This window comes from Janthinobacterium sp. GMG1 (genome assembly GCF_034427795.1).
Taxonomy (GTDB): domain Bacteria; phylum Pseudomonadota; class Gammaproteobacteria; order Burkholderiales; family Burkholderiaceae_D; genus Janthinobacterium.
On record NZ_JAXQNT010000003.1, the window covers coordinates 1 to 21,639 of the forward strand.

The window sequence follows — 21,639 nt, forward strand, 5'->3', positions numbered from 1 at the left end:
CACAGGAGATTCGGCACTTGCATTAAAGAACTTAATTCTTTTTTCCCATAAAAAAAACTCCAAGCATCGGCAAAATGCTTGTAGCCTTCGATAACCCTGCCACACAGGAGTACCGAATGAATGAATGAATGAATGAATGAATTAGATGATGAAAGCACGATTTCGTCAATAGATTTCTCTTCTACTGAGCAAGATATTGATATATGCAGGCCCAGCTATTGGAACGATGATGGTATTAAGAATACCTGGAACGATACATACACGGCGCGACGCCGTGTATTTCCAGATGGACAGTGCGAAGTAACTGTCGTCAAGGAACGTTTCTTTATCGATCCAGCGCTGCGGCGGAAACAGCAAGCGAAACGCGGTGAATCAAGCCAGCGCGAAGCCAATGACGACGATGCTGGTAGGCGCGCAAAAAAGAATGTACGCCTTTGCTGCAAGCAAATCGGCGCTGATCGCATGGTGACGTTGACCTACCGAGAAAATATGCTGGACCGCGAACTTGCATTAAAACACTGGAAAGCCTTTTGTCGAAAACTTGGTAAGCATAAACAATTTCATTATGTAGCGGTCATTGAAGAGCAGGCCCGTGGCGCCTTGCATTTTCATGTGGCTGTCGCAGGGCGGCAAATGTACGCACTGCTGCGCTCCATCTGGCAAGGCATCCTGGGGCGTGGCCCGAACGGCGAACAGATGGGGCAAGTCCACGTCCGCGACCCGCACCGTTTCGGCTTCGGCGTGGCCGGGGCGCATAAGATCGCCAGCTACATAGCGAAATACTGCGGGAAGGAAATGCAGTGCAGAGCGCTTGACCAGAAACGCTACTTCCGCTCGAGGGGCATCATGGTGCCGGAAGTGGATGTATGGCGGGTGCCGTTTTGTACAAACATGCTGCGCGCTGCGCAGGTCGCATTTCAGGCGCTTTCCGGCCATTGCATGGACGGCTTGCAGACCTGGTGCAACAACAATCTCGGCGTCGTGTATCTGGCGACGGCACCGGGGTTGCCACAGGTGGTGGACGATTGTCCGTTCTGACAGTTACTCCACCTTGATTGACGGGGAGGAGGGAACTGACATGGGAAATTTTGATGCTAATACTCTTCGAATACTTGAGCAGATCGAGGATGAATTCCGCAATCAGTACTGGATTATTCGTAACTCTAGGCGGACCAACTGGCGTGCTGTCAACCGTACTAGGATGCTTGGCGATTTTATGTACATGCTTGGAGTACCGAAATGGGCTGTGCAGGAAGCTCGATATTGTCTTCGCTTACGTGTATGTGAACGGTGTTTTAAAGACAAATTTAGGTGCCATGGAATCTGTGAGCGAGCCAAACGTGGTGATTTTGATACACAATCAAATATCTAAAAATGTATTTTATGGTAACGCGTAAATATTGCAGTTAAAATATAATAGGAAGTAGCCTAATTACCGCGTGTATTTAATTTGGATTAAGATTATGGAGCCTAATTTTAATGACTCGTTGCCTACTGTTTGGCAAAGCGAGTTCACAGTTGAAAACGTAATCGACTATGCCCGAGCTTCGAGAGATTTATCCGACTACATTCGAGTATTGAATGAAGAAGGTTTTAATAATCTTGTTGTACCTAGTCGAGGTGCATTGCCTTTTATCGAAGCGGCTACAAAAGCCTACATGCTTAAATCAAATTCTTTGGAAACGTACGAGGAACGATTCGCAGGGAAGGTCGGACTGATTAATTCACCTTTTATGCGTCAATTGATCTTGCCATTTTCAGCCGACCCTAGTGAAGGAGTTCAAACGAGTGGAGCAATTAGAGAGTATTGGAGCCGTGTACTTGCCGCAATAGTTCGAAGAAATGGCCGTGATCCTTATCTTACTTTTTATAAGGTTGTCGTTGAAAAGCTGGCTAAGCGATCATGGTTTGGTGCATTGGATCGAGATCTTCCAACGGAAAAATTCATATTTGTTGACACCGTGATTTCTGGTCGTGCCATCTGCGAAATTTTTAAGGCTTTCGAAAAAATAGAGTTAAACCAATGTCATTTCATTTTGATTGAAGATTCTAATGGGGAAAGTATCAAACCAGAGTATAAACGATCAATAGACGAACTAGTCAATGCTAATCGGTGTACCTTGATCAAAGTAAAGCGGATGTTTACGGAAGATCGAGGCCCTGGTGCGAGCGGCGTGTGGAGTACTGTATATCCACAAATACTAGATGCCGTCCAGAGAGAGTTTTCATGGGGGAAACAGTGCTACGGGGCTGGCACTTTTTATCAGAAGGTTTCAAGCTCTCAAGTTGAGCATTCGGATGGTGTTGGCAGTGCCGATTACAACATGCCGGTTACGCAGATGTATTCATCAATTAATAGTGCCATTTACGCAGCATTGCTCGATATGCATCGGTACGACCAAGTGGAAGAATTGATAGAAAAAAGTCTTACCAAAAAATCTCCATATTTTCATGAAGTTGTGGCCAGCCATCGTTTGCGGATAATCGAAAACATGAACTATATGCTGAATTTTTATTTGGAAGATATGCGTTCAACGCTGGAAAAATTTGGCAATCATACTCCTTTAGACAAGAAGGTTACGAAGCTCTTAGCCGAACCAAGGGTCAAGGCTGACCATTCTAGCGCAGAAATCGAGGTGTCGAGTTCCCACTTAGTGAGGGTTATCTTTCCTGATGCTGACGTAGCGGCTTTTATCCGCGATGCCAAATATGAACTAGATGAAAATTGCGACGTACTTGCTGATGAATGGTTCCGCTGACGTTCGATGAGTAAAAGCCTGATGGTGGAGCAAAAATCGGCGAATAGATCGATAAGTTGAGAGGGGAGTTATACTGATCGTCTCGCGACCGATGGAACTACCGTTGGCCGCGCTGGGATTAGTACTAATAGTACCAATCTCCTAAATTCTTGATTTGACATAATATAAATTATGCGAAGTTATGGATGAATTTCGTAAAACCCCCATTTTGCCAACTCCCCAATCGCAAATGCGATTTTCCCTATCCGCGAGTCGCTGTCGCGGCCGCTGGATTCCTTCGCTTGAACACGCTACATGAAATACGGCTTGTCCCCGTCCGTGTTCGGTTTGTTCACGCCCAGGTTGGCTTGCTGGTGCAAGTCTGGCGCGTCGATGATGCTGGCGATCAGGTCTGCCACGCTCTTGCGCGATACCACGGTGCCTTTGAATGGCGCGTGGCGCGTCGTCAGTTCGTAGTCGGTTTCGTCCTCGTCCGTCATCCAGGCTGGGCGCACGATGGTGTATGCCAGGCCCGACGCTTCGATGGCGTCGGCGGCGCGGCGGAATGGTTTCAGGTGTTCCGCCAGCCTGGCGTTGTTCCATGCGCCGAATTTGCCGGGAACTTCGTCGTAGATGCCCATCGACAGGACGAAAATCAGGCGCTCGACACCAGAGGCCTGCATGGCGGCAATGATGCTGTTGGCTTGGTCTTCCATGTCGTCGCCCACCAGATTGGCGTAGACCAGGTCGTGACCGGGCACCGTTTGCCGCAGCAATGCCTGGTCCAGCACGTCGCCGGCCAGCACCGTGCTGTTGGCCGGGACTGGCGTGGGCAGCTTGCCGGGATTGCGCAAGTACAGCGTCAAGGCGATGTCTTCACGGCCCGCCAAAGCGCGGATGACCCACTGCGCCACCTGTCCGCCTGCACCCAGTATCAATATCTTTTTCATGATTTTCGCTTTCGCCATGGCACGCTGCCATGCAGGAAGTTACAGGTTTTCTTGACGGAACGGAACATGGAACTCTTGAAAAAAGACATTGCCCGGTCAGGCGTGTCGGCCTGGCGCCTTGCCTCGTGGTAAATTGCCGCCCTTGAAGTGTATTTTCAGTTCCTACAATATCAATGAAATCAATCGTTTGCCGACCATTTCGCATGAGAAGTCTCAAGACTCGCATATCCCACGCGCATCCACGCACTGCGCTAGCATCTTGCCGTCGCTTCCTGTCCTTCGCCGGCGCGCTGGCCATCGCGGCCGCCTTGTCCGCCTGCGCCAGCAAGCCTGGTCCCTGGCCTGCGCGCGCCCTGCCTGCATCAGCTGCCGTGACGGTCGACACCACCCAATTCCTGTCCAGAAAACAGCTGCTGGACTGGCAAGTCGACCTGGATGAGCGCCGCCTGCGCGCCACCGGATCGCCCCGGCATGAAGCGTATATCGACGCCCTGCATGAACGCCTGGCGCGCGCCGGTGTCAAACAACTGCGCTTCGAGCCCGTCAGCTTCCGGCAATGGTCGGTGCAAATGGACGACTGGGGCCTGGAACTGCTCTACGACGACAGAGTTAGCGTATTGTCCACGGTCGGCTACATCCCGTATTCGGGCGTAACGCCGCCGTCTGGTATTACGGGCCGCATCGCCTATCTGGCGCCGGGGGCCAGGCCCGATGCCAGCCTGGCCGGCAAGCTGGTGCTCGTCGACATGCCCGCCGTGGCGTGGACAGGCCAGGCGTTTCACCAGACCGCCGTGCACGTCCACGATCCGGACCACGCCATGGGGCCGGACACGCCGTATGCACGCCAGTTCCAGATGCTGGGGCCGTTCATCGCCCTGCTGGACAGCCTGCAGGCGGCCGGTGCGGCGGGCGTGATCGTCATTCTCGATACGCCGCCATTGACGGCGGCCGGCCTGTATGCGCCCGGCGATGGCAAAGTGCGCCAGTTGCCCGGCGTGTTTATCGACCGCGACGGTGGCCAGCGCCTGCGCGAAAGCGTGCTGGCAGGCACGGCGCCCGTGCTGCGGCTGACCATGGCTGCCACCGTGCGGCAGGTGCAGACGCGCAATCTGATCGGCATCATCCCCGGCAAGTCCGAGGAATTGATGGTGCTGGGTAGCCACACGGATGGCACGAACGCGCTGGCAGACAATGGGCCGAACGCCATCGTCGACATGGCCCAGTACCTGACGCGCCTGCCGCAGGACAGCTTGCCGCGCAGCGTCATGTTGTTGCTGACGAGCGGCGACCTCGCCGGCGGTGTAGGCGCCGAACAGTTTCTCGAACGGCACGAGGACGATGGCTTGATGCAGCGCATCGCCGTGATGCTCGCCATCGGGAACCTGGGCGCGCTGGAAGTGCTGCCCGACAGCAACGGTTATTTGGCTCCCACGGGCAGGTTTGAGCCGGCCGCCGTGTTTTCGCCCCGCACGCCGGCCCTGATGGAGGCGTCCCGTGCCATGTTGCAGCAGGCCGATGCGGCGCCAGCGTTCGTATTACCTCCAATCAAGCCCGGCTCGAAGTATGCCTGCTGGCCTGGCGCGGACCAATATGTACGCGTTTCCCGGCGCATTCCTACGGTGCATTACGTCACGCAACCGACCTATTGGCTCAACTATGGCGTCGACGCCGTGACCCGGGCGGATTACCGGCTGATGCAGCGCCAGACCGTGGCCTTGACGCAAATGCTGCTGGACCTGTCGCGTGTGCAGCATGCCGATTTACGCGAGGAAACAGCGCCGTAACCGCCGCAAGACCTTGTCTGGCATCCACCTCCCTTCCCCGCCCTGCTCCCGGCGCCATTTCTGGCACCATACCAGCACACTGGAAAACAGCCACTGGTCTGGCCCGCATCGCCCTTCATATGGGGAAAGACGGCAACTGGTATTGTGATCTTGCGCAAAGAACAAAACCAGTTGACTACCACCTGCAATGCTTGCACTCTGAAAAATCGGACGGTGTCCAGCCGCCCGGCCAAAAAAATACACAAGGAGACGCAATGAACCGGACAGTCATGAATACCCTCATCCTTACCCTCTTCGGGGGAACGTTGGCCGCCTGCGGTGGCGGCAGCGGCGACGGATCCAGCGGCGGCGCTAGCCAGTTGCTGGCCGCCTCGGCCCAAGCGGTCGCCTGCTACACGCCGTGGAACAGCGGCACAGCCTACAACGGCGGCGGCCAGGCCAGCTACAACAACGTCAATTACACGGCCAACTGGTGGACGCAAGGAAATAACCCGTCGACCAGCAGCGGCGGCGCCGGCAGCGGCCAGCCCTGGACGGCGGTGGGCGACTGCGGCACGCCGACGCCGACGCCTACCCCAACGCCTACCCCAACACCTACGCCAACTCCCACCCCAACACCAACTCCCACCCCGACACCGACTCCAACTCCAACTCCAACACCGACGCCCACCCCCACGGGCCTGGCGAAACATGCGCTGATCGGTTACTGGCACAACTTCACCAACCCCAGCGGCGCCACGTATCCGATCAGTCAGGTCAGCGATGACTGGGACGTGATCGTCGTCTCCTTCGGCGACAACGCGGGCGGCGGCAATGTCAGTCTGACCATCGATCCGGGCGCGGGCACGGAAGCGCAATTCATCGCCGACGTGGCCGCCAAGCGTGCGAAAGGCAAGAAAGTCATCCTGTCGCTGGGTGGGCAAAACGGCTCCGTTTCCGTCGGCAACACGGCCGAAGCGACGAATTTCACCAACAGCCTGTACGCCATCATCACGAAATATGGCTTCGACGGCATCGACCTGGACCTGGAAAACGGCGTGGCGCAAGGCGCGGCCATCCAGACTTATCTGCCGATCGCCGTGAAAAACCTGAAAACCAAGGTCGGCAGCAGCTTTTACCTGTCGATGGCGCCGGAATGGGTGTATGTGGAAGGGGGCTACACGAGCTACGGCAGTATCTGGGGCGCCTACATTCCCATCATCAACGCCTTGCGCAGCGAGCTGACGGTGTTGCATCCGCAGTATTACAACAATGGCGACATCTACACGCCGTACGCCACCGGCCCCATCAAGGCCGGTTCGGCTGACCAGCTGGTGGCCACGGCGCGCATGCTGATCGAAGGATTCAATTATGGCGGCAATACCTTCGCAGGCCTGCGTCCGGACCAGGTGGGCTTTGGCGTGCCGTCGGGCCGCAGCTCGGCCGGCTCAGGTTTCACGACGAATGCCGACGTCAGCAATGCCTTGAATTGCCTGACGCGGCTGCTCAACTGCGGCACCATCAAGCCGCTGCAGGCGTATCCGGACTTCCGCGGCGTGATGACGTGGTCGATCAACTGGGACCGCCACGACAACTATAATTTCTCCGTGCCCACGAAGACAGTGCTGAAATCGCTGCCGTAACAGCCCTGGCCCGACTGCGCATGCGAGCTTTGCCGCTCACATGCGCAGCAGCGCCGCGCCATGCCCTGGCGCAGCGCCTCCCCTCCCCCTTGCGTGTACCTGCAGCAGGGGCAATTGATATTTCTCAAACCATAGCCTCAATCTATGGGTTCAGTTGAAATATTTTACTTCCCTTTGTAAATGAGAATCGTTACTATCTAAATCAAGGATAAGCGAATTCAACAGAAAGGAGCCTCCCTTGTTCACCGCCATCAAAACATTCAGCCAGGTCTGCACGCACATGTCGATCGCCTTCGGCCTCGCCTACTTGCTGACGGGGTCTTTGGCGCTCGGTGGCCTGGCCGCAATCATCGAACCGATCATCAACGTGGCCCTGTTGCCTTGGCATGAAAAAGCCTGGCACGCGATTCGCCGTCGCTACGCCGCCAGCCGCCTGGGCTTTGCCGCCCTGGCCGGCGAAAAGCTCAGCCAGACGACCCTGCACATGGGCGTGGCCTTCGGCGTCATGTACTGGGCCACGGGGTCCATGGCCTTCGGCGGCTTGCTGGCCGTGGTCGAGCCGATCTGCAACGTGATCGTCTTGCCCTTCCACGACCGGCTGTGGGAAAAAGCCCGCTTTCGCCTGGAAAGCCGTGGCGCGGCCCGCCTCGCCGCCCTGTAGTCCTCCGCCTTTCCCCTACTTAATTACCTGCCCACACGGGCGGTCGCCGTTGTCCCCACGGCGCCGCCCGCTCCAGCTGCCCAGCCAGGCGCAGCAGCACACCATCCCTGGCGTAACCAGCCATGAACTGCATGCCGATCGGCAAACCGTCATCCGACATGCCGAGTGGCACGGACATGGCCGGCAAACCCGCCACGTTGGCCAGTGGCGTGTAGGGCGAATGCTCGAACAGGCGCGCCGTCCAGCCCAGCCCATCAAGCTGTACCTCGTCCTTGCCATAACGGCCCAGCTGCCACGGCACATCCGGCATGGTCGGCGTCAGCAGCACGTCGTACCGGCCGAACAAGGCGCCGGCCTGGCGCGTGACCGTGTTGCGCACGTCGAGGGCCGCAACGAAGTCCACCGCCGAGACCGTTTTGCCATGGCGGTAACAGGCCAGGGTCGCCGCTTCCAGGGTCTCCAGCGACACGCCGCGCCCGCTCTCCTGCGCCAGGCCATCGATCCACGGCACCAGGTTGGCGCACCAGATGCCGGCATTCGCGTGCACGAACGCTTCCCACGACACGCCCAGCGCGGGCGAGACTTCTTCCACGTGGTGGCCCAGGCTTTCCAGGAGGCGCACGGTGGCGTCCAGCGCGCTATTCACGGCAGCCACAGGATGGGCGCCATTGCAGGCGGCGCGCTGCACGGCGATGCGCAGCTGGCCCGGTTCCTGGCTCACCTGCGACAGCCAGCTGTGGCCGGGTGCGCCGGTCACATACGGCTCGCCCACCATCACGCCTTGCACGGCATCGAGCAAGGCGGCGCTGTCGCGCACCGTGCGGCTTACGCCCAGCTGCACGCCCAGGCCGCTGAAGATCTCGTCCATGGCGGGGCCGTTCGAGACCCGTCCCCGGCTCGGTTTCAAGCCGAACAGGCCCGTCGACGCGGCCGGCACGCGGATGGAACCGGCTGCGTCCGTCGCATGGGCCAGCGGCACGATGCCGGCCGCCACGGCCGCCGCCGCGCCGCCGCTGGAGCCGCCCGCGCTCAAGTTCGGGTTCCAGGGATTGCGCGTGGCGCCGTAGAGCACGGGTTCCGTGGTGGTGGCAAAGGCCATTTCCGGCGTGCTGGTGCGGCCAAAGGTGATTAGTCCCGCCTGGCGAAACTGCGTCATCAGGTGGGAGTCGAGTGTGGCAACATGGCGGGCGCCCAGGCGGCTGCCCGCTTCGCTGCGCTGGCCCGCCATGGTGACGGCCACATCCTTGATCAGGAATGGCACGCCGGCGAACGGCGCCGCGTGGTCGATGTGCGTGACATCGGCCGGCCATACCTCGACCACGGCGTTGATGTGCGGATTGACGACGGCGCAGGCGCGCATGGCGGCATCGTGCAATTCGGCGGCGGAAACGCCGCCATCGCGCATCAGCTGGGCCAGTCCCAGACCATCAAAGCTTGTATATTCATGGAGTTGCATCGGTTTATTCCTGTAATGGATGAAGAATGGATATCACAGGAACTACTCTAGGGCTTGCGCTATCATAGTGGAAATGAATAGTTGATATACAAGGTATAGCCATGAACAATTTGCATAAGCTGGATTTGCACAAGCTGGACTTGAACCTGCTGCTGACCTTGAACGCCCTGTTGATTGAACGCAACGTCACGCGGGCGGCGGCGCGGCTGCACCTGAGCCAGCCTTCCGTCAGCGTGCAGCTGGGCAAGCTGCGGGCCGCTTTCGATGACCCACTGCTCTTGCCCGGTCCGCGCGGCATGCTGCCCACGGCCCGCGCGCTGGCCCTGCTGGCGCCCTTGCAAGCCGTGCTGGCCCAGTTGGAGCAAGTCTTGCAGCCTGAGTCGGCGTTCGACCCGGCCACGGCCCAAGTGCGCTGGAACCTGGCGGCGGCCGACGCCACGGAATACGCGATCTTGCTGCCCCTGCTGCCCGCTCTGCGCGCGCAGGCGCCGCTGTCGCGCATGGCCGTGTTCGAAGCCGTGCCGGCGCGTATGGCGCACGAGCTGGAAAGCGGTCAGGTCGACCTGGGATTCCTGGCCCGGGAAGAATCGCCGCCCGGCTTACGCCACCGCACCCTGTTCACCGAGCACTATGTGCTGGCGGGTCGCCGCGACCACCCGCTGTTGCAAACGCCGCCCGACCTCGATCAATTTTGCGCGCTGGAATTCATCGTCGTCTCGCCCAACGGCGGCGGTTTCCGCAGCAACGTCGATACGGCGCTGGAACTGTTGGGCCGAACGCGCAAGGTGGTGCTGTCCGTGCCGCATTTCCTGATCGTCCCGCCCCTGCTGGCGGCGTCCGACATGGTGGCCCTGCTGCCGTCGCGCCTGCTGAAAAACGCGCTGGGCGCCCTGCGCACGTGGGAGCCGCCCGTCACCCTGCCCGACTACGAGATGGCGATGGTGTGGCACGAGCGCATGCACCTGGACCCGGCGCACCGCTGGCTGCGCGAGCGCATCATGGCCAGCTTGTAGGCTGCCTACACGATTTTTCAGGCGAAAACACTAGGGAAGATTACCTAGTTAATCGAAAGAAATTCCCAATTTCCGCCGTGGCGACGACTGCGTAAGCTTGGCCCTGATAATAAAGGGTCACCATGAACGCCATTTCCATCCTGCATCGCGGTTCGCGCCGCCCTCCCGCCTTCCTCTTTCCCATCACGACCTGGCTGCTGCTCTTGGGGATGCTGGCCTTCTGCGCCAGCGCCGTGGCTGCGCCTGCACCCTCGGCGTCGGCCGAGCTGATCAAGCGCGGCGAGTATGTCGCCCGCCTGGGCGACTGCGTGGCCTGCCACACCAGCCCGAACGGCGCCGCCATGGCCGGCGGCCTGGAACTGAAAACGCCGTTCGGCACCATCTACAGCACCAACATCACGCCCGACGCGAAGACGGGCCTGGGCACGTACACGTTCGCGCAATTCGACCGCGCCATGCGCAAGGGCGTGGCGGCGGACGGGCACAACCTGTATCCGGCCATGCCCTACCCTTCCTACGCCAAGATCACGCCCGACGACATGCAGGCGCTGTACGCCTATTTGCAGCGCGGCGTGGCGCCCGTGGCGCAGCAAAACCGCGAAACGGACATGAAATGGCCGTTCAGCATGCGCTGGGGCTTGTCCTTGTGGAACGCCGTCTTCCTCGACGACGCACCGTTCAAGCCCGACAGCGCGAAGTCTGCCCTGTGGAACCGGGGCAGCTATCTGGCCCAGGGGCTCGGCCATTGCGGCTCCTGCCACACGCCGCGCGGCGTGGCTTTCCAGGAAAAAACCATGGGCCAGGATGGCAGCGGCGGCAAACACTACCTGTCCGGCTTCACCTTCGACGGCTGGCATGCCGTCAACCTGCGCAATCTGTGGACACCGGGCGACATCGTGCAATTGCTCAAGACAGGTCGCAACAGCTTCGGCACGGCCGCGGGCAGCATGACGGAAGTCATCACGCACAGCACGCAATACTTCACGGATGGCGACCTCGATGCGCTGGCGCACTACCTGCACGGCTTGCCGGCCAAACCGGGCGCGCAAGTGTCGCAGGCAAAACCGGCGCCTTCGGTCGCAGCCAGCAACGATGCGCTGTACAACACGCGCGGCGGCCTCGGCTACCTGCAGTTTTGCGCCACGTGCCACCGCCGCGACGGCCGTGGCGTGGACAACATCTTCCCGCCGCTGGCGCAGAACGACTCGGTGCAATCGAAGGATGCCACTTCCGTCATCCATATTGCGCTGACGGGCTGGCAGTCGGCCGTCACGCAGCAGTCGCCCCGCTCGTTCGGCATGCCCGCGTATGAGCGCCTGTCCGACACGGAACTGGCGGAAATCCTCACCTTTGTGCGCGGCAAGTGGGGGAATCAAGGCGCGCCCGTCACGCCTGCGCAGATCGCCAGGGTGCGCAAGGAGCTCAAGCTCAAGGCCCCGGACGCGGGCGGCTTTGTCACGCCCCGCTTCGCCGCCCTGACGGCTGATCCGAATGCCAGCCAATTGATCCACGGCATGCAGCTAATGACGGAAACGCGGGCCCGCCTGCCGCAAAACGTGGGCAACGACCTCAACTGCAGCAGTTGCCACCTGAACGGCGGCACCGTGGCCAACGGTTCGCCCTTCCTCGGCATTTCCGCCTTCTTCCCGGCGGAAGCGCCGCGCGCGGGCAAGGTCATCAGCCTGGGCGAGCGTATCAATGGCTGCTTCCGCCGCTCCATGCACGGCAAGCCGCTGCCCGTGGACGGCCCCGACCTGCAGGCGATGGTCGCCTACATCGACTGGATGAAGGGCGCCACGCAGGCGAACGACAAGGTGCCAGGGCGCGGCGTGGCGAAGATATCCCGCGCCCTGCTGCCCGATCCCGTGCACGGCAAAAAAGTGTATGCCGAGCAATGCGCCGTCTGCCATGGCGCGAATGGCGAAGGCATCCGGGGCACTGGCGGCGAAGTGGCCTTCCCGCCGCTATGGGGCGAGCGCTCGTTCAATATCGGCGCCGGCATGGCCCGCACCTACACGGCGGCCGGCTTCGTCAAGGCGAACATGGTGATGGGCCATGGCCAGAAATTCCCGCTGGGACAAGGCAACCTGTCCGACCAGGACGCCGTTGACGTGGCCGAATATTTTACGCACATGCCGCGCCCGGACTTCCCCGACAAGGTCAAGGACTGGCCGAAAGGCGGCAAGCCCAAGGATGCGCGCTACTGAGCCGCATGTTTTCCCGGGCGGCGCCCTTTCTGGCCGCCGCCCGCCTGTGATACGCTGCTCGCTCCACCACACAGGAGTGACGCATGCAGATTGACAGCAGCCGCGCGAAGGCCGTCCGCCAGCAGGCGGACCCATCCGACACCTGGCTGGGCAAGCTGGGGCCGGGCCTGATCACGGGCGCGGCCGACGACGATCCCAGCGGTATCGCCACGTATTCGCAGGCGGGTGCCCAGTTCGGTTTTGGCATGCTGTGGACCGTGTGCCTGACGTTTCCCCTGATGCTGGGCATCCAGGTGATCAGCGCCAAGATCGGCCGGGTCAGCGGGCATGGGCTGGCGACGAATATCCGCCGCCATTATCCGAAATCCTTGCTGTACGCCATCGTCAGCTTGCTGCTGTTGGCCAATGTCATCAATATCGCCGCCGACGTGGCCGCCATGGGCGATGCCTTGACCCTGATCATAGGCGGTCCCACGCACCTGTACGCTGTCGGCTTCGGCCTGCTATCCCTGCTGCTGCAAGTGTTCATTCCCTATCAACAATACGTGCGCATCCTGAAATGGCTGACCCTGGGCTTGCTGGCCTATGTGGCCACCGTGCTGACGATCCACATTCCGTGGCGCGAGGTGGTGCTGCGCACCGTGTGGCCCCAGTTCACCTGGTCGACCGCCTCGGTGACCATGATCGTGGCCGTGTTCGGCACGACGATCAGTCCATACTTGTTTTTCTGGCAGGCATCGCAGGAAGTGGAAGACTTGCAGGCCGATGCTGGCGCGCAAGCCTTGCGCCGCACGCCCGAGCAGGCGCCGCGGCAATTCCAGCGCATCAAGATGGACACGGCCATCGGCATGGGTTTTTCCAACCTGGTGGCGTTTTTCATCATGCTGACGACGGCCGTGACCCTGGGCGCGCAAGGCATCACGCATATCGACACCTCGGCCCAGGCCGCCTCCGCCCTGCGCCCCATCGCTGGCGACTTCGCCTTTGCCCTGTTCAGCCTGGGCATCATCGGCACGGGCTTGCTGGCCATTCCCGTGCTGGCCGGCTCTGCCGCCTACGCCATGGCCGGCGCCTTTCACTGGAAAAACAGCCTGGAACTGGCGCCCAGGGCGGCCAAGAAGTTCTACGGCATCATCGTCACGGCCACGGTGATCGGCGCGGCCCTGTGCTTTTCGCCGCTCGACCCCATCAAGGCCCTGTACTGGAGCGCCGTCATCAATGGCGTCATTTCCGTACCCATCATGGCCCTGATGATGGTGATGGCGTCGCGCCCAACCATCATGGGCACCTTGACCATTTCGCGCCGCCTGCGGGCGCTGGGCTGGCTGTCGACCATCGTCATGGCGACGGCCGTGCTGGCCATGTTCGCCACCATGGCGTTTTGATGCGCATCAAGTCCGTGGCTTGAGCATGCCTTCCACGATGCCCAGCACGGTCTGGCGGGGCAGCAAGCGCGGCAGCCAGGCCAGCAGCCGGTTGGGCCGGCCCGCCACGTGGCTGCTGCGGCCCCGGTCCAGCGCCCGCAGCGCCTCATCGACGACGGCTTGCGGCGCCATGCGCTTGCCCACGGCCGCCTCGGGCGCGGCCACCACGTCGAAGAAGGCCGTTTCCGTGGCGCCCGGGCACAGGGCCAGCACGCGCACGCCGCGCTGGCGGTTTTCCGCCCACAACGCTTCCGAGAACGACAACACGAACGCCTTGCTGGCGCCATACACCGCCATGTAGGGATCGGGCTGCAGGGCCGCCGTGGACGCGACATTGATGACGGCGCCCCGCCCCTGGGCCAGCATGTGCGGCAAGGCGCAGTGCGTGAGTTCCATCAGGGCCGTGCAATTGACGGTTACTTCGGCCGCCTGGCGCGCGAGGTCGATGCTTTCGAAGCGGCCATGCGTGGCGAAACCCGCGTTATTGATCAGCACATCGGGCGGCATGCCCAGCGCGCACGCCTGCGCATGGGCTTGTGCAGCGGCGCCGGGCAGGCTCAGATCGGCCACCAGCGCGTGGGCGCGGATGCCGTGGCGCTGGGAAAGGTCCCTGGCCAGGCTGTCGAGCACGGCGCCGGAACGGGCCAGCAGCAGCAAATGGGCGCCGCGCGCGGCCAGGGTTTCCGCAAAGACGCGGCCGATGCCGGACGAGGCACCCGTGATCAGCACGGTCTGCTTGGTATAGTCGTATGGGAGCATGGCAAAAGTGTCGTAGTTGAAAGTGTTTCTACTGTAAACTGCGGTCTTTAGTCCACGGTCAAGGGAAAACGATGCGCATCGGAGAAATTACCCGCCTGACGGGCGTCAGCAAGGACACGGTGCGTTTCTACGAGCGCCAGGGTTTGCTGGACGAAGCGCCGCAGCCGGGCCTGACGAATAATTACAAGGAATATTCGGCGCAAGCCTTGCGGCGCATTGAGCTGATCGGTCACGCCAAGGCGCTGGGCTTTACCTTGAAGGAAATCGCCGAAGTCATAGTCGTCTGGCAGGAAAATGCGCTCGATGCGCAGACCAAACGAGCTATGCTGGAAACGAAAATTGCCCAGATCGACGAGAAGGCCCGTTCGATGGCTGTGCTGCGGGCCGGCCTCGTCGATGCGCTGGCCAAGGTGGAGACGGGCTGCGAGGACGGCGTGGCGGTCAAAAAAAATTTACAAGGATAATCAATGACTTATTACACGCAATACCGCCACCTTGCGCTCGAGGGCGCCAAGCCTGCCCCCACGGCGCAGCAGATCGCCGCCATCGAAGCCTTGCTGGAAGCACCGTTGCCGCCCGCCTTCCTGGCGTTCTTGCGAGTGGCCAACGGCGCCTGGTTCGACTACACCAGCGATGTGCCGGACGGTAATGGTGGCGTGGAAAAAATGGGTTTTAATACCTTTTTCAGTGCCGACGAGGGAGATTTCTGCGATGAAACCTTGGTGGGCGAGATCCGCGCCGCGCGCAAACATACGGACATGCCGGCGCGCATCCTGCCGTTCGCCCGCGATGGCGGCAATTCCATGGTCTACCTGGACTTGACGGAAGAAGGCGCCGGCCGCGTGCTGGCCTATGTGCAGGAGTTGCCGGACTGGACGGGCAAGCGCGCCCACGGCCTGATGGAATTGGCGCCCTCGTTCGACGCCTGGCTGGACAGCCTGTATATCGACCGCGACACGGTGCTCGACGAACTCGAACACAGCGTCTCGGAGCCATCGCACCTGGATGCGTTGGCGGAATGGCTCGATATCGGCATGCCCGCCTGGCGCCGCGATGCCGGCATCGCCGCCTTGTTTGCTCTTAAACAAGTCGAATTGTGCGCCAACGAACAGGACTAGTCCTGTGAGGCGTGCGACAGCGGCCTCAAGACTGGCAAGATAAAATGCTGTTCAGTATTGGCTGAACAGCATCGGTTTGCAGACTGCCTTTTCACGAAACGCTATCAATGGGATTTTTTACGCCGTTGCGGAGACAAGGAAGCGGCAAATGCAATTGCATTAAAAATGATTACACTCGATAGCAGATTCCAGTCATTGAAGCTTGATGGAGACGTCATTGCCCATGCGATCAGGCCACCGCAGGTGCCAAACGACAGAATTTTTAAGTAACGCATGTTACTTTCCCCATGGCAATTAAGAATCAACAATCCAATACTATGCATAGTGATTCGCCCTGCATATCAGACTCCTCTTAAATTTGCTGTCGCAGCAATCTGACGACCGCCCTCTTCGAACCTTCTCCGGCGAACAGGATCAATCCTACAGAGAAGATCGTTCGTGTCCTATGGGTGTGTGTGACTGGCTGGATTAACATTCCAATCAGCTTGCAAAAAAATCACGCACGATTTGGCGGCATGACCACGAATGTCATTCGATTTTCTGCGCCATACACGAAAGGAGTTCTTATGCCTATCTCCACCACCACTTCCCGTACCCCCTCCCTGAAAAACGTGGCCATCGGCGCTGCCGTGGCGCTGTTGAGCGGCATCGCCATCAACAGCATCGCGGCCGCCGCGCCGGGCGCGTATGACAAGCAATTCCTCAGCAAGGCCGCCGACGCGGGCAGCACGGAAATTGCCGCCAGCAAAGTGGCGCAAAGCAAGAGCAGCAATCCCGAGGTGAAGAAATTCGCCGATGCCATGGTCACCGATCACACGAAAGTGGCAGAGGAACTGAAACAGCTGGCCAGCAGCAAGCAGATCGAGGTCAGCGACCAGCCTGGCGCCAAGCACCAGGCGCAGATCGACAAGCTGGGCCGCCTGGAAGGCCCGGCCTTCGACAAGGAATATGCGGTCAGCATCGGCGTAGCCGCGCACAAGGAAGCCGTGAAATTGTTTACGGATGCCAGCCAGAAAGCCAGCGACCCCGATATCAAGGCTTTTGCCAGGAAGACCTTGCCAGCGTTGCAACATCACCTGGAGATGTCGAACGCCCTGCAGGCGGCATTGGCGAAATAGACAGCCATACGCGGGGAAATACTTGCCGTACGTGCTGTACAGCAAGTATTTCTGCTCTTGACATACAATGCCGCAACTTCGTTTTCGGCCATGCCATGACCTCATGCAGCTACTCAAGAAAACCGGCCTGATCGCCGCCGCCGTCCTGCTCATCTTCCTGCTGGCAGGCTGGCTCTTCATCAAGGTAAGCGCGGCGCGCAATGCCACCGTCTATGCACAGCAGTGGAACGACCAGGGCACATGCGTGATCAAGACCTATGTACCGCATTACGGCAACGGCGTGCCGCAGAACATCGTGCGCGCGCTGAGCACGTCCACCTTCTTCCGCGTGTACCACAAGGATGGCACCTTGCTGGAAAGCACGGAATGGGTGCTGGACATGCATGAAGACGGCATCCTCGACCATGCCCGCTGGGGCGAGAACCAGACCCGCGCCATCTACCCGACCGACCTCGGGGATGAAGGCTGGACCTTGCCTGTATGCGCCTGAACGGGGAACCATCATGCAAGAACTAAAACAAAAGGGCCTGCGCGGCCCCTGGAACGACGCTCTCTACGTTCCCACCTTGTACCATTTCCTCGGCCCCTTCGACGTGTATGACCGCGAAGAAACCCTGGGCGTGGAGCTCGAAGCCTGGAACATGAACGATCCAGCCCAGCGCGCGGCCCTGATACGCCGCGACATCACGTCGCAATACAAGGAACTCAGCTACCGCCACCGCCATGCGCTGGTGGCCGTGCTGGCGCAGGCCTTGCAAGACCCTGATTTTGATTTCCAGGCCATCCTCGAGCACGACCCCGAGAGTACCTATGCCCTGCCCGCCTTGTGGGACGAGATGGCTGACCCGCGCGCCTTCTTTGCCGATATTTACCGCCTGGTGCAGCAGGACTGGCGCGAGGACCTGGTGCGCGCGGCGGCGGAAGACCCTGCCAGCTGGTAGCGCGGCACCGGCGCCACACTATCGACTCGATAGGCTGCGCCCTCCTTTTCCCTATGAAATATCTATTGCGGCAATGTGCACGCGACGTTGCAAAAACGCCCGTCTGAAAAAATATCTGTTGCACCAGCGCATGTCCACTGGCATCGCGCTACCATGAACCGTCGGCACTTCGATAGGCGCCGCCTTACCGCACCGGTTCCCCCGCCGGATTTCCCTGCCGCAATGTGAAGGAGATTCTCATGCCCAAGTTCGCCCCTGCCATGTGCCTGTCGCTCATGCTTGCCGCCGCTACGCTACCCTGTATCGCCAGCGCTGCCGAAGGCGGCGCCACGCGCGCCGACGCCGAAGCCATGGTCAAGAAAGGCGTGTCCTACATCAAGAGCGCCGGCGACGCCAAGGCGTATGGCGAAATCACGGCCAAGTCGCCGCAATTCATCCTGCATGACCTGTACCTGGTCGTCTACAAGCTCGACGGCGCGGTGGCGGCGCATGGCGCCAATCCGAAAATGGTGGGCAAGAACTTGATCGAGCTGAAAGATATCGATGGCAAGGCCTTCGTCAAGGAGCGCGTCGACCTGGCCAAGAGCAAGGGCACCTTCTGGCAGGAATACAAGTTCACGAATCCGGAAACCAAGAAAATCGAGCCGAAAGTGATGTACTGCGAAAAGCTGGCCGAGACCGTCGTCTGCGGCGGCATCTACCTGTAGCCAGCCGCCGCGCCGCCAGCGCCGCCAGCGCCGCGATGGTTTTCCGCTCTCTTGACGATATGGGTTCCGATGAAAATCGCACAGAAGATGTTGATCGTCCCGGTGGTCGCGCTGGCTTGCCTGCTGGCCATGGGGGCCTTGTCCTACTTCGCCATGCAGCAGAACGAGCAGCGCATGCACGAACTGAAGGACGTCACCCTGACGGCCGAACGGCTTGCGAACCAGCAAGCTATTGCCCTGGGCCAGGTGCACGCCGACGTGTATGCGAAGATCGCCATCGCGGCCAGCCTGTCGGACGAACAGTTCAAGCAATTCGGCGCGCAAACGGATGGCCAGCTGAACGCCATCGCGCAAGGCTTGAAGGAATTGCAGAAATTCTCGGGCGCCGCCACGGAAGCGGGCCAGGCGCTGCCCGGTGTCGAGCGCTACCGCGCCAGCGTGGCGCAGGCGCTGGATCTGGCTTCGATGGACCCGAATACGGGCGTGGCCGCGATGCAAAATGCCGCCGGACACTACCAGCAAGTGCGCGGACAGCTGCGCCAGGTGCTGCTCAACCTCGACCACCGCACGGTCGATGCCCTGCAGGATACCAAGTATGCGGGCCAGCGCGCCGGCTGGCTGTCGCTGGGCACCATGGCCATCGGCTTTGCCCTGCTGGCCCTGATCGCCACCTGGGTGGCGCGCTCCGTGGTGGGCCCCATCGACGAGGCGTGCCGCGCCGCCGAATCGCTGGCCGCCGGCGACCTGACGACGCGCATCGACGCCCGGGGCGACGATGAGGTGGGCAAGCTGTCGCGGGCGCTGGCCACCGTGCTGAAGAACTGGAACACCTTGTTGGGCGAGATACGCCAGGCGGGCTCCACCATCACGGTGGAAGCGAGTGAAATCGCGCTGGGCAATGCGGACTTGTCGGCCCGCACGGAGTCGCAGGCTCATTCCTTGCAAGAAACGGCAACCTCCATGCATGCCTTGACGGACACCGTGCGCGAAAATGCCAGCCACGCGCACCAGGCCAACCAGATGGTGTTGTCGACGTCGAACGTGGCACTGGAAGGCGGCCGCGTGGTGGGCCAGGTGGTCGAGACGATGGGCTCGATCAAGGCCAGTTCCGGACGCATCGTCGATATCATCGCCGTCATCGACGGCATTGCCTTCCAGACCAATATCCTCGCCTTGAACGCGGCCGTGGAAGCGGCGCGCGCGGGAGAACAGGGACGCGGCTTTGCCGTCGTCGCCACCGAAGTGCGGGGCCTGGCGCAGCGCTCGGCCACGGCGGCGCGCGAAATCAAGCAATTGATCGAGGATTCCGTGGCCCGCATAGAAACGGGCAGCGAGCTGGCCGACAGCGCCGGGCGCACCATGGGAGATATTGTCGCCTCCGTCCAGCAGGTGACGGAAATCATGAACGACATCACGGCGGCCAGCCAGCGCCAGAGCAAGGGCATCGAGGAAGTCAACAATGCCATCACGGAAATGGACGAATTGACCCAGCGCAATGCCGCCCTCGTCGAACAATCGGCCGCCGCCGCGCAAAGCATGCAGGACCAGGCGCACGATCTATTGCGCGTGGTCGACGCCTTCCGCCTGGGTGATGGCGGCCCGCCCTTGCTGCCGCGTTAGTGACGTTGCGGCATGGCGGCCTTGGCACAGGCCAGCATTTTCCTGCCCGCCTCGGCCAGCGCGGTGTCCGGGTCTGCCTGCAAGACCTCGCCCCGGCTGTTCTGATCCTCGTAACTGCCCAGCATGGCCGCATACAGCGAAGCCTGATCCTGCTTGCGCCAGGTGGCGCTGGGCATATTGCCGGGAGTGACAGGTATGCCGGCGCTGAAGTAGCCATACAGTCCGCCGATTTGTTTCTTGTGCAGCCATTCCATCAATTGCACGATGCGGTACTGTTCCAGCAGGCTCAATTCGCCGACATTGACGCTGGACAAGGTGTAATACAGTTCCAATCGGGCCATCCAGTTGCCCTTTTCGCCGGCCGCCACCAGCGCATCCCAGGCGGGACCGGTACGCACCTTGCGCACGGCGCGCGGTGCGCCTATCCAGGCGTCGACAGCGGCCTGGTCCGGCACGGGACCGTAGTAGTCGGGCGCGCGGCAGACGAACTGGCGCGCGTCGGGACCGCCATCCTTGAGCGCGTCGCCAATCTGTTTGGCCACCTTGTCGCCGATGCGCAGCAGGCGCGTGCCATAGCTCTCTATTGTCCAGCTCGAAGGCAAGCGCCCCAGCCAGGCCAGCGCATCGTCGTTGGCCTGGGCCTCCACCGCGTAGGCGGCGATCCTGGCCTGCATCTTGGCTTCCTTCTGCTGCTCAGCCAGCTTGAGCGCATCCTGCTCTTCATCATGGCGGCTCGTGGTTTTGGCCAGTTGCATGCATTGCTGGAAGGCGTCAGGAGCGCCCAGCCAGCATTGCGCGGGGACCTTCAGCTGCCAGCGCATGCTGACGGTTTTCAGGATGTAGTTTTCTTCGCCCTCCTCTGCCTTGACATAGGCGCGGCCGTCCGCCTTCGTTACGCCTTTGCTCAGCTGCTTGCCGCCAACCGTGCTCCAGGTGTACGGGTCATCGTCTTGCGGCACGCCGGGTGCGGCGTACAAGGTCAGGTAGTGGCCGGCTGCGGCAGGCGCATCGGCAGCATGGCAGAGTGGCGACAGCAGGGATAAGGTGAGTAAAGTTTTTTTAGGCAACAGTTTCAGCATGTAGCAATCGTCAATGAAGTTCGGTATGGCAGGCGCAGTCGTGGCCGCTGGCCGCCTCGGACAGGTTTTGTAAAATCGCGCAGTCTTGCGACGGCTGCGGCTGGTCGCACTGATGGCGCAGGGTCACCAGTTGCTGCTGCAGGGTTTGCAAATTCGCCATCTGCTCGGCAATACGCAAGATATGATGGTCGAGCAATTCATTGACGCTCTGGCAACCTTCGGCCGGGTTGTTCTTAAATTCCAGCAAGGCGCGGATATCCGTCAAGCCGATCTGCAGCGAGCGGCAATGGCGGATGAATTGCAGCCGTTCCTGGTGTTCTTCGCGGTACTCGCGGTAGCCGGCGCTGTTGCGGCCCGGTTCCTGCAGCAAGCCCGCCTTTTCATAGTAACGCACGGTTTCCACGTCACAATCTGTCCGTTTGGCCAGTTCTCCGATACGCAT

The 21,639-nt window shown here is 60.6% G+C and carries 21 protein-coding genes; 15 read left to right on the top strand and 6 right to left on the bottom strand.

Annotation, left to right across the window (positions count from 1 at the left end):
- Positions 1 to 132: 132 nt before the first annotated feature.
- Positions 133 to 1,038 (top strand): hypothetical protein, encoded by a 906-nt coding sequence (locus SJI03_RS08900; RefSeq protein ID WP_322426890.1) that lies wholly within the window; start codon positions 133 to 135, stop codon positions 1,036 to 1,038.
- A 425-nt stretch (positions 1,039 to 1,463) separates the two neighbouring features.
- Positions 1,464 to 2,759 (top strand): hypothetical protein, encoded by a 1,296-nt coding sequence (locus tag SJI03_RS08905; RefSeq protein WP_322426891.1) that lies wholly within the window; start codon positions 1,464 to 1,466, stop codon positions 2,757 to 2,759.
- 290 nt (positions 2,760 to 3,049) lie between these two features.
- Here SJI03_RS08905 and SJI03_RS08910 read toward each other — a convergent pair whose 3' ends face one another.
- The gene (locus tag SJI03_RS08910) at positions 3,050 to 3,688 is read right to left on the bottom strand and encodes an SDR family oxidoreductase (RefSeq protein WP_322426892.1); all 639 of its coding nucleotides are present in this window, start codon (positions 3,686 to 3,688) and stop codon (positions 3,050 to 3,052) included.
- Between the two features lie 203 nt (positions 3,689 to 3,891).
- Between SJI03_RS08910 and SJI03_RS08915 the strand changes: the two genes are divergently transcribed.
- From SJI03_RS08915 to SJI03_RS08925, 3 genes are all read left to right on the top strand, one after another.
- Positions 3,892 to 5,472, top strand: coding sequence for a M28 family peptidase (locus tag SJI03_RS08915; RefSeq protein WP_416208737.1), 1,581 nt, complete (start codon positions 3,892 to 3,894; stop codon positions 5,470 to 5,472).
- A 269-nt stretch (positions 5,473 to 5,741) separates the two neighbouring features.
- Positions 5,742 to 7,094, top strand: coding sequence for a chitinase (locus SJI03_RS08920; protein WP_322426894.1), 1,353 nt, complete (start codon positions 5,742 to 5,744; stop codon positions 7,092 to 7,094).
- Positions 7,095 to 7,332: 238 nt separating this feature from the next.
- Positions 7,333 to 7,755 (top strand): DUF2061 domain-containing protein, encoded by a 423-nt coding sequence (locus SJI03_RS08925; protein ID WP_322426895.1) that lies wholly within the window; start codon positions 7,333 to 7,335, stop codon positions 7,753 to 7,755.
- Between the two features lie 19 nt (positions 7,756 to 7,774).
- Here SJI03_RS08925 and SJI03_RS08930 read toward each other — a convergent pair whose 3' ends face one another.
- Entirely contained in the window at positions 7,775 to 9,211 is a 1,437-nt protein-coding gene (locus SJI03_RS08930; RefSeq protein ID WP_322426896.1) for an amidase, read from the bottom strand.
- Positions 9,212 to 9,312: 101 nt separating this feature from the next.
- Between SJI03_RS08930 and SJI03_RS08935 the strand changes: the two genes are divergently transcribed.
- The 3 genes from SJI03_RS08935 (at position 9,313) to SJI03_RS08945 (ending at position 13,816) form a co-directional block, all read left to right on the top strand.
- Positions 9,313 to 10,224 carry a LysR family transcriptional regulator gene (locus tag SJI03_RS08935; protein ID WP_322426897.1) on the top strand — a complete coding sequence of 304 codons (912 nt, stop codon included), beginning with the start codon at positions 9,313 to 9,315 and terminating at the stop codon, positions 10,222 to 10,224.
- 209 nt (positions 10,225 to 10,433) lie between these two features.
- The gene (locus SJI03_RS08940; RefSeq protein WP_322427327.1) at positions 10,434 to 12,431 is read left to right on the top strand and encodes a c-type cytochrome; all 1,998 of its coding nucleotides are present in this window, start codon (positions 10,434 to 10,436) and stop codon (positions 12,429 to 12,431) included.
- Positions 12,432 to 12,514: 83 nt separating this feature from the next.
- Complete coding sequence (locus tag SJI03_RS08945; protein ID WP_322426898.1) at positions 12,515 to 13,816, top strand: divalent metal cation transporter; 1,302 nt, start codon at positions 12,515 to 12,517, stop codon at positions 13,814 to 13,816.
- A 6-nt stretch (positions 13,817 to 13,822) separates the two neighbouring features.
- On the opposite strand, the gene SJI03_RS08950 is transcribed toward SJI03_RS08945, so the two are convergent.
- Positions 13,823 to 14,614, bottom strand: coding sequence for an SDR family oxidoreductase (locus tag SJI03_RS08950; protein WP_322426899.1), 792 nt, complete (start codon positions 14,612 to 14,614; stop codon positions 13,823 to 13,825).
- A gap of 71 nt (positions 14,615 to 14,685) precedes the next feature.
- On the opposite strand from SJI03_RS08950, the gene SJI03_RS08955 reads away from it, so the two are divergent.
- Positions 14,686 to 15,078: a MerR family DNA-binding protein gene (locus SJI03_RS08955; RefSeq protein ID WP_322426900.1), complete on the top strand. Its 393-nt coding sequence runs from the start codon at positions 14,686 to 14,688 to the stop codon at positions 15,076 to 15,078.
- Between the two features lie 3 nt (positions 15,079 to 15,081).
- Positions 15,082 to 15,732 carry an SMI1/KNR4 family protein gene (locus SJI03_RS08960; protein WP_099376752.1) on the top strand — a complete coding sequence of 217 codons (651 nt, stop codon included), beginning with the start codon at positions 15,082 to 15,084 and terminating at the stop codon, positions 15,730 to 15,732.
- Between the two features lie 104 nt (positions 15,733 to 15,836).
- On the opposite strand, the gene SJI03_RS08965 is transcribed toward SJI03_RS08960, so the two are convergent.
- Entirely contained in the window at positions 15,837 to 16,007 is a 171-nt protein-coding gene (locus tag SJI03_RS08965) for a hypothetical protein (protein ID WP_322426901.1), read from the bottom strand.
- A gap of 291 nt (positions 16,008 to 16,298) precedes the next feature.
- On the opposite strand from SJI03_RS08965, the gene SJI03_RS08970 reads away from it, so the two are divergent.
- From SJI03_RS08970 to SJI03_RS08990, 5 genes are all read left to right on the top strand, one after another.
- The gene (locus SJI03_RS08970) at positions 16,299 to 16,850 is read left to right on the top strand and encodes a DUF4142 domain-containing protein (protein WP_322426902.1); all 552 of its coding nucleotides are present in this window, start codon (positions 16,299 to 16,301) and stop codon (positions 16,848 to 16,850) included.
- A gap of 103 nt (positions 16,851 to 16,953) precedes the next feature.
- Positions 16,954 to 17,340, top strand: coding sequence for a hypothetical protein (locus tag SJI03_RS08975; RefSeq protein WP_099376755.1), 387 nt, complete (start codon positions 16,954 to 16,956; stop codon positions 17,338 to 17,340).
- A 13-nt stretch (positions 17,341 to 17,353) separates the two neighbouring features.
- Positions 17,354 to 17,791 (top strand): hypothetical protein, encoded by a 438-nt coding sequence (locus tag SJI03_RS08980; protein WP_322426903.1) that lies wholly within the window; start codon positions 17,354 to 17,356, stop codon positions 17,789 to 17,791.
- Between the two features lie 239 nt (positions 17,792 to 18,030).
- Positions 18,031 to 18,498, top strand: a complete 468-nt coding sequence (locus SJI03_RS08985; RefSeq protein WP_322426904.1) for a cache domain-containing protein — start codon at positions 18,031 to 18,033, stop codon at positions 18,496 to 18,498.
- A 69-nt stretch (positions 18,499 to 18,567) separates the two neighbouring features.
- On the top strand, positions 18,568 to 20,118 hold the full coding sequence (locus SJI03_RS08990) for a methyl-accepting chemotaxis protein (RefSeq protein ID WP_322426905.1): 1,551 nt from the start codon (positions 18,568 to 18,570) through the stop codon (positions 20,116 to 20,118).
- Here the strand turns inward: SJI03_RS08990 and SJI03_RS08995 are convergent.
- Entirely contained in the window at positions 20,115 to 21,197 is a 1,083-nt protein-coding gene (locus tag SJI03_RS08995; protein ID WP_322426906.1) for a hypothetical protein, read from the bottom strand. The two genes, SJI03_RS08990 and SJI03_RS08995, sit on opposite strands and share 4 nt — an antisense overlap.
- 10 nt (positions 21,198 to 21,207) lie before the next feature.
- Positions 21,208 to 21,639 carry a Cd(II)/Pb(II)-responsive transcriptional regulator gene (gene cadR, locus SJI03_RS09000; protein WP_034787498.1) on the bottom strand — a complete coding sequence of 144 codons (432 nt, stop codon included), beginning with the start codon at positions 21,637 to 21,639 and terminating at the stop codon, positions 21,208 to 21,210.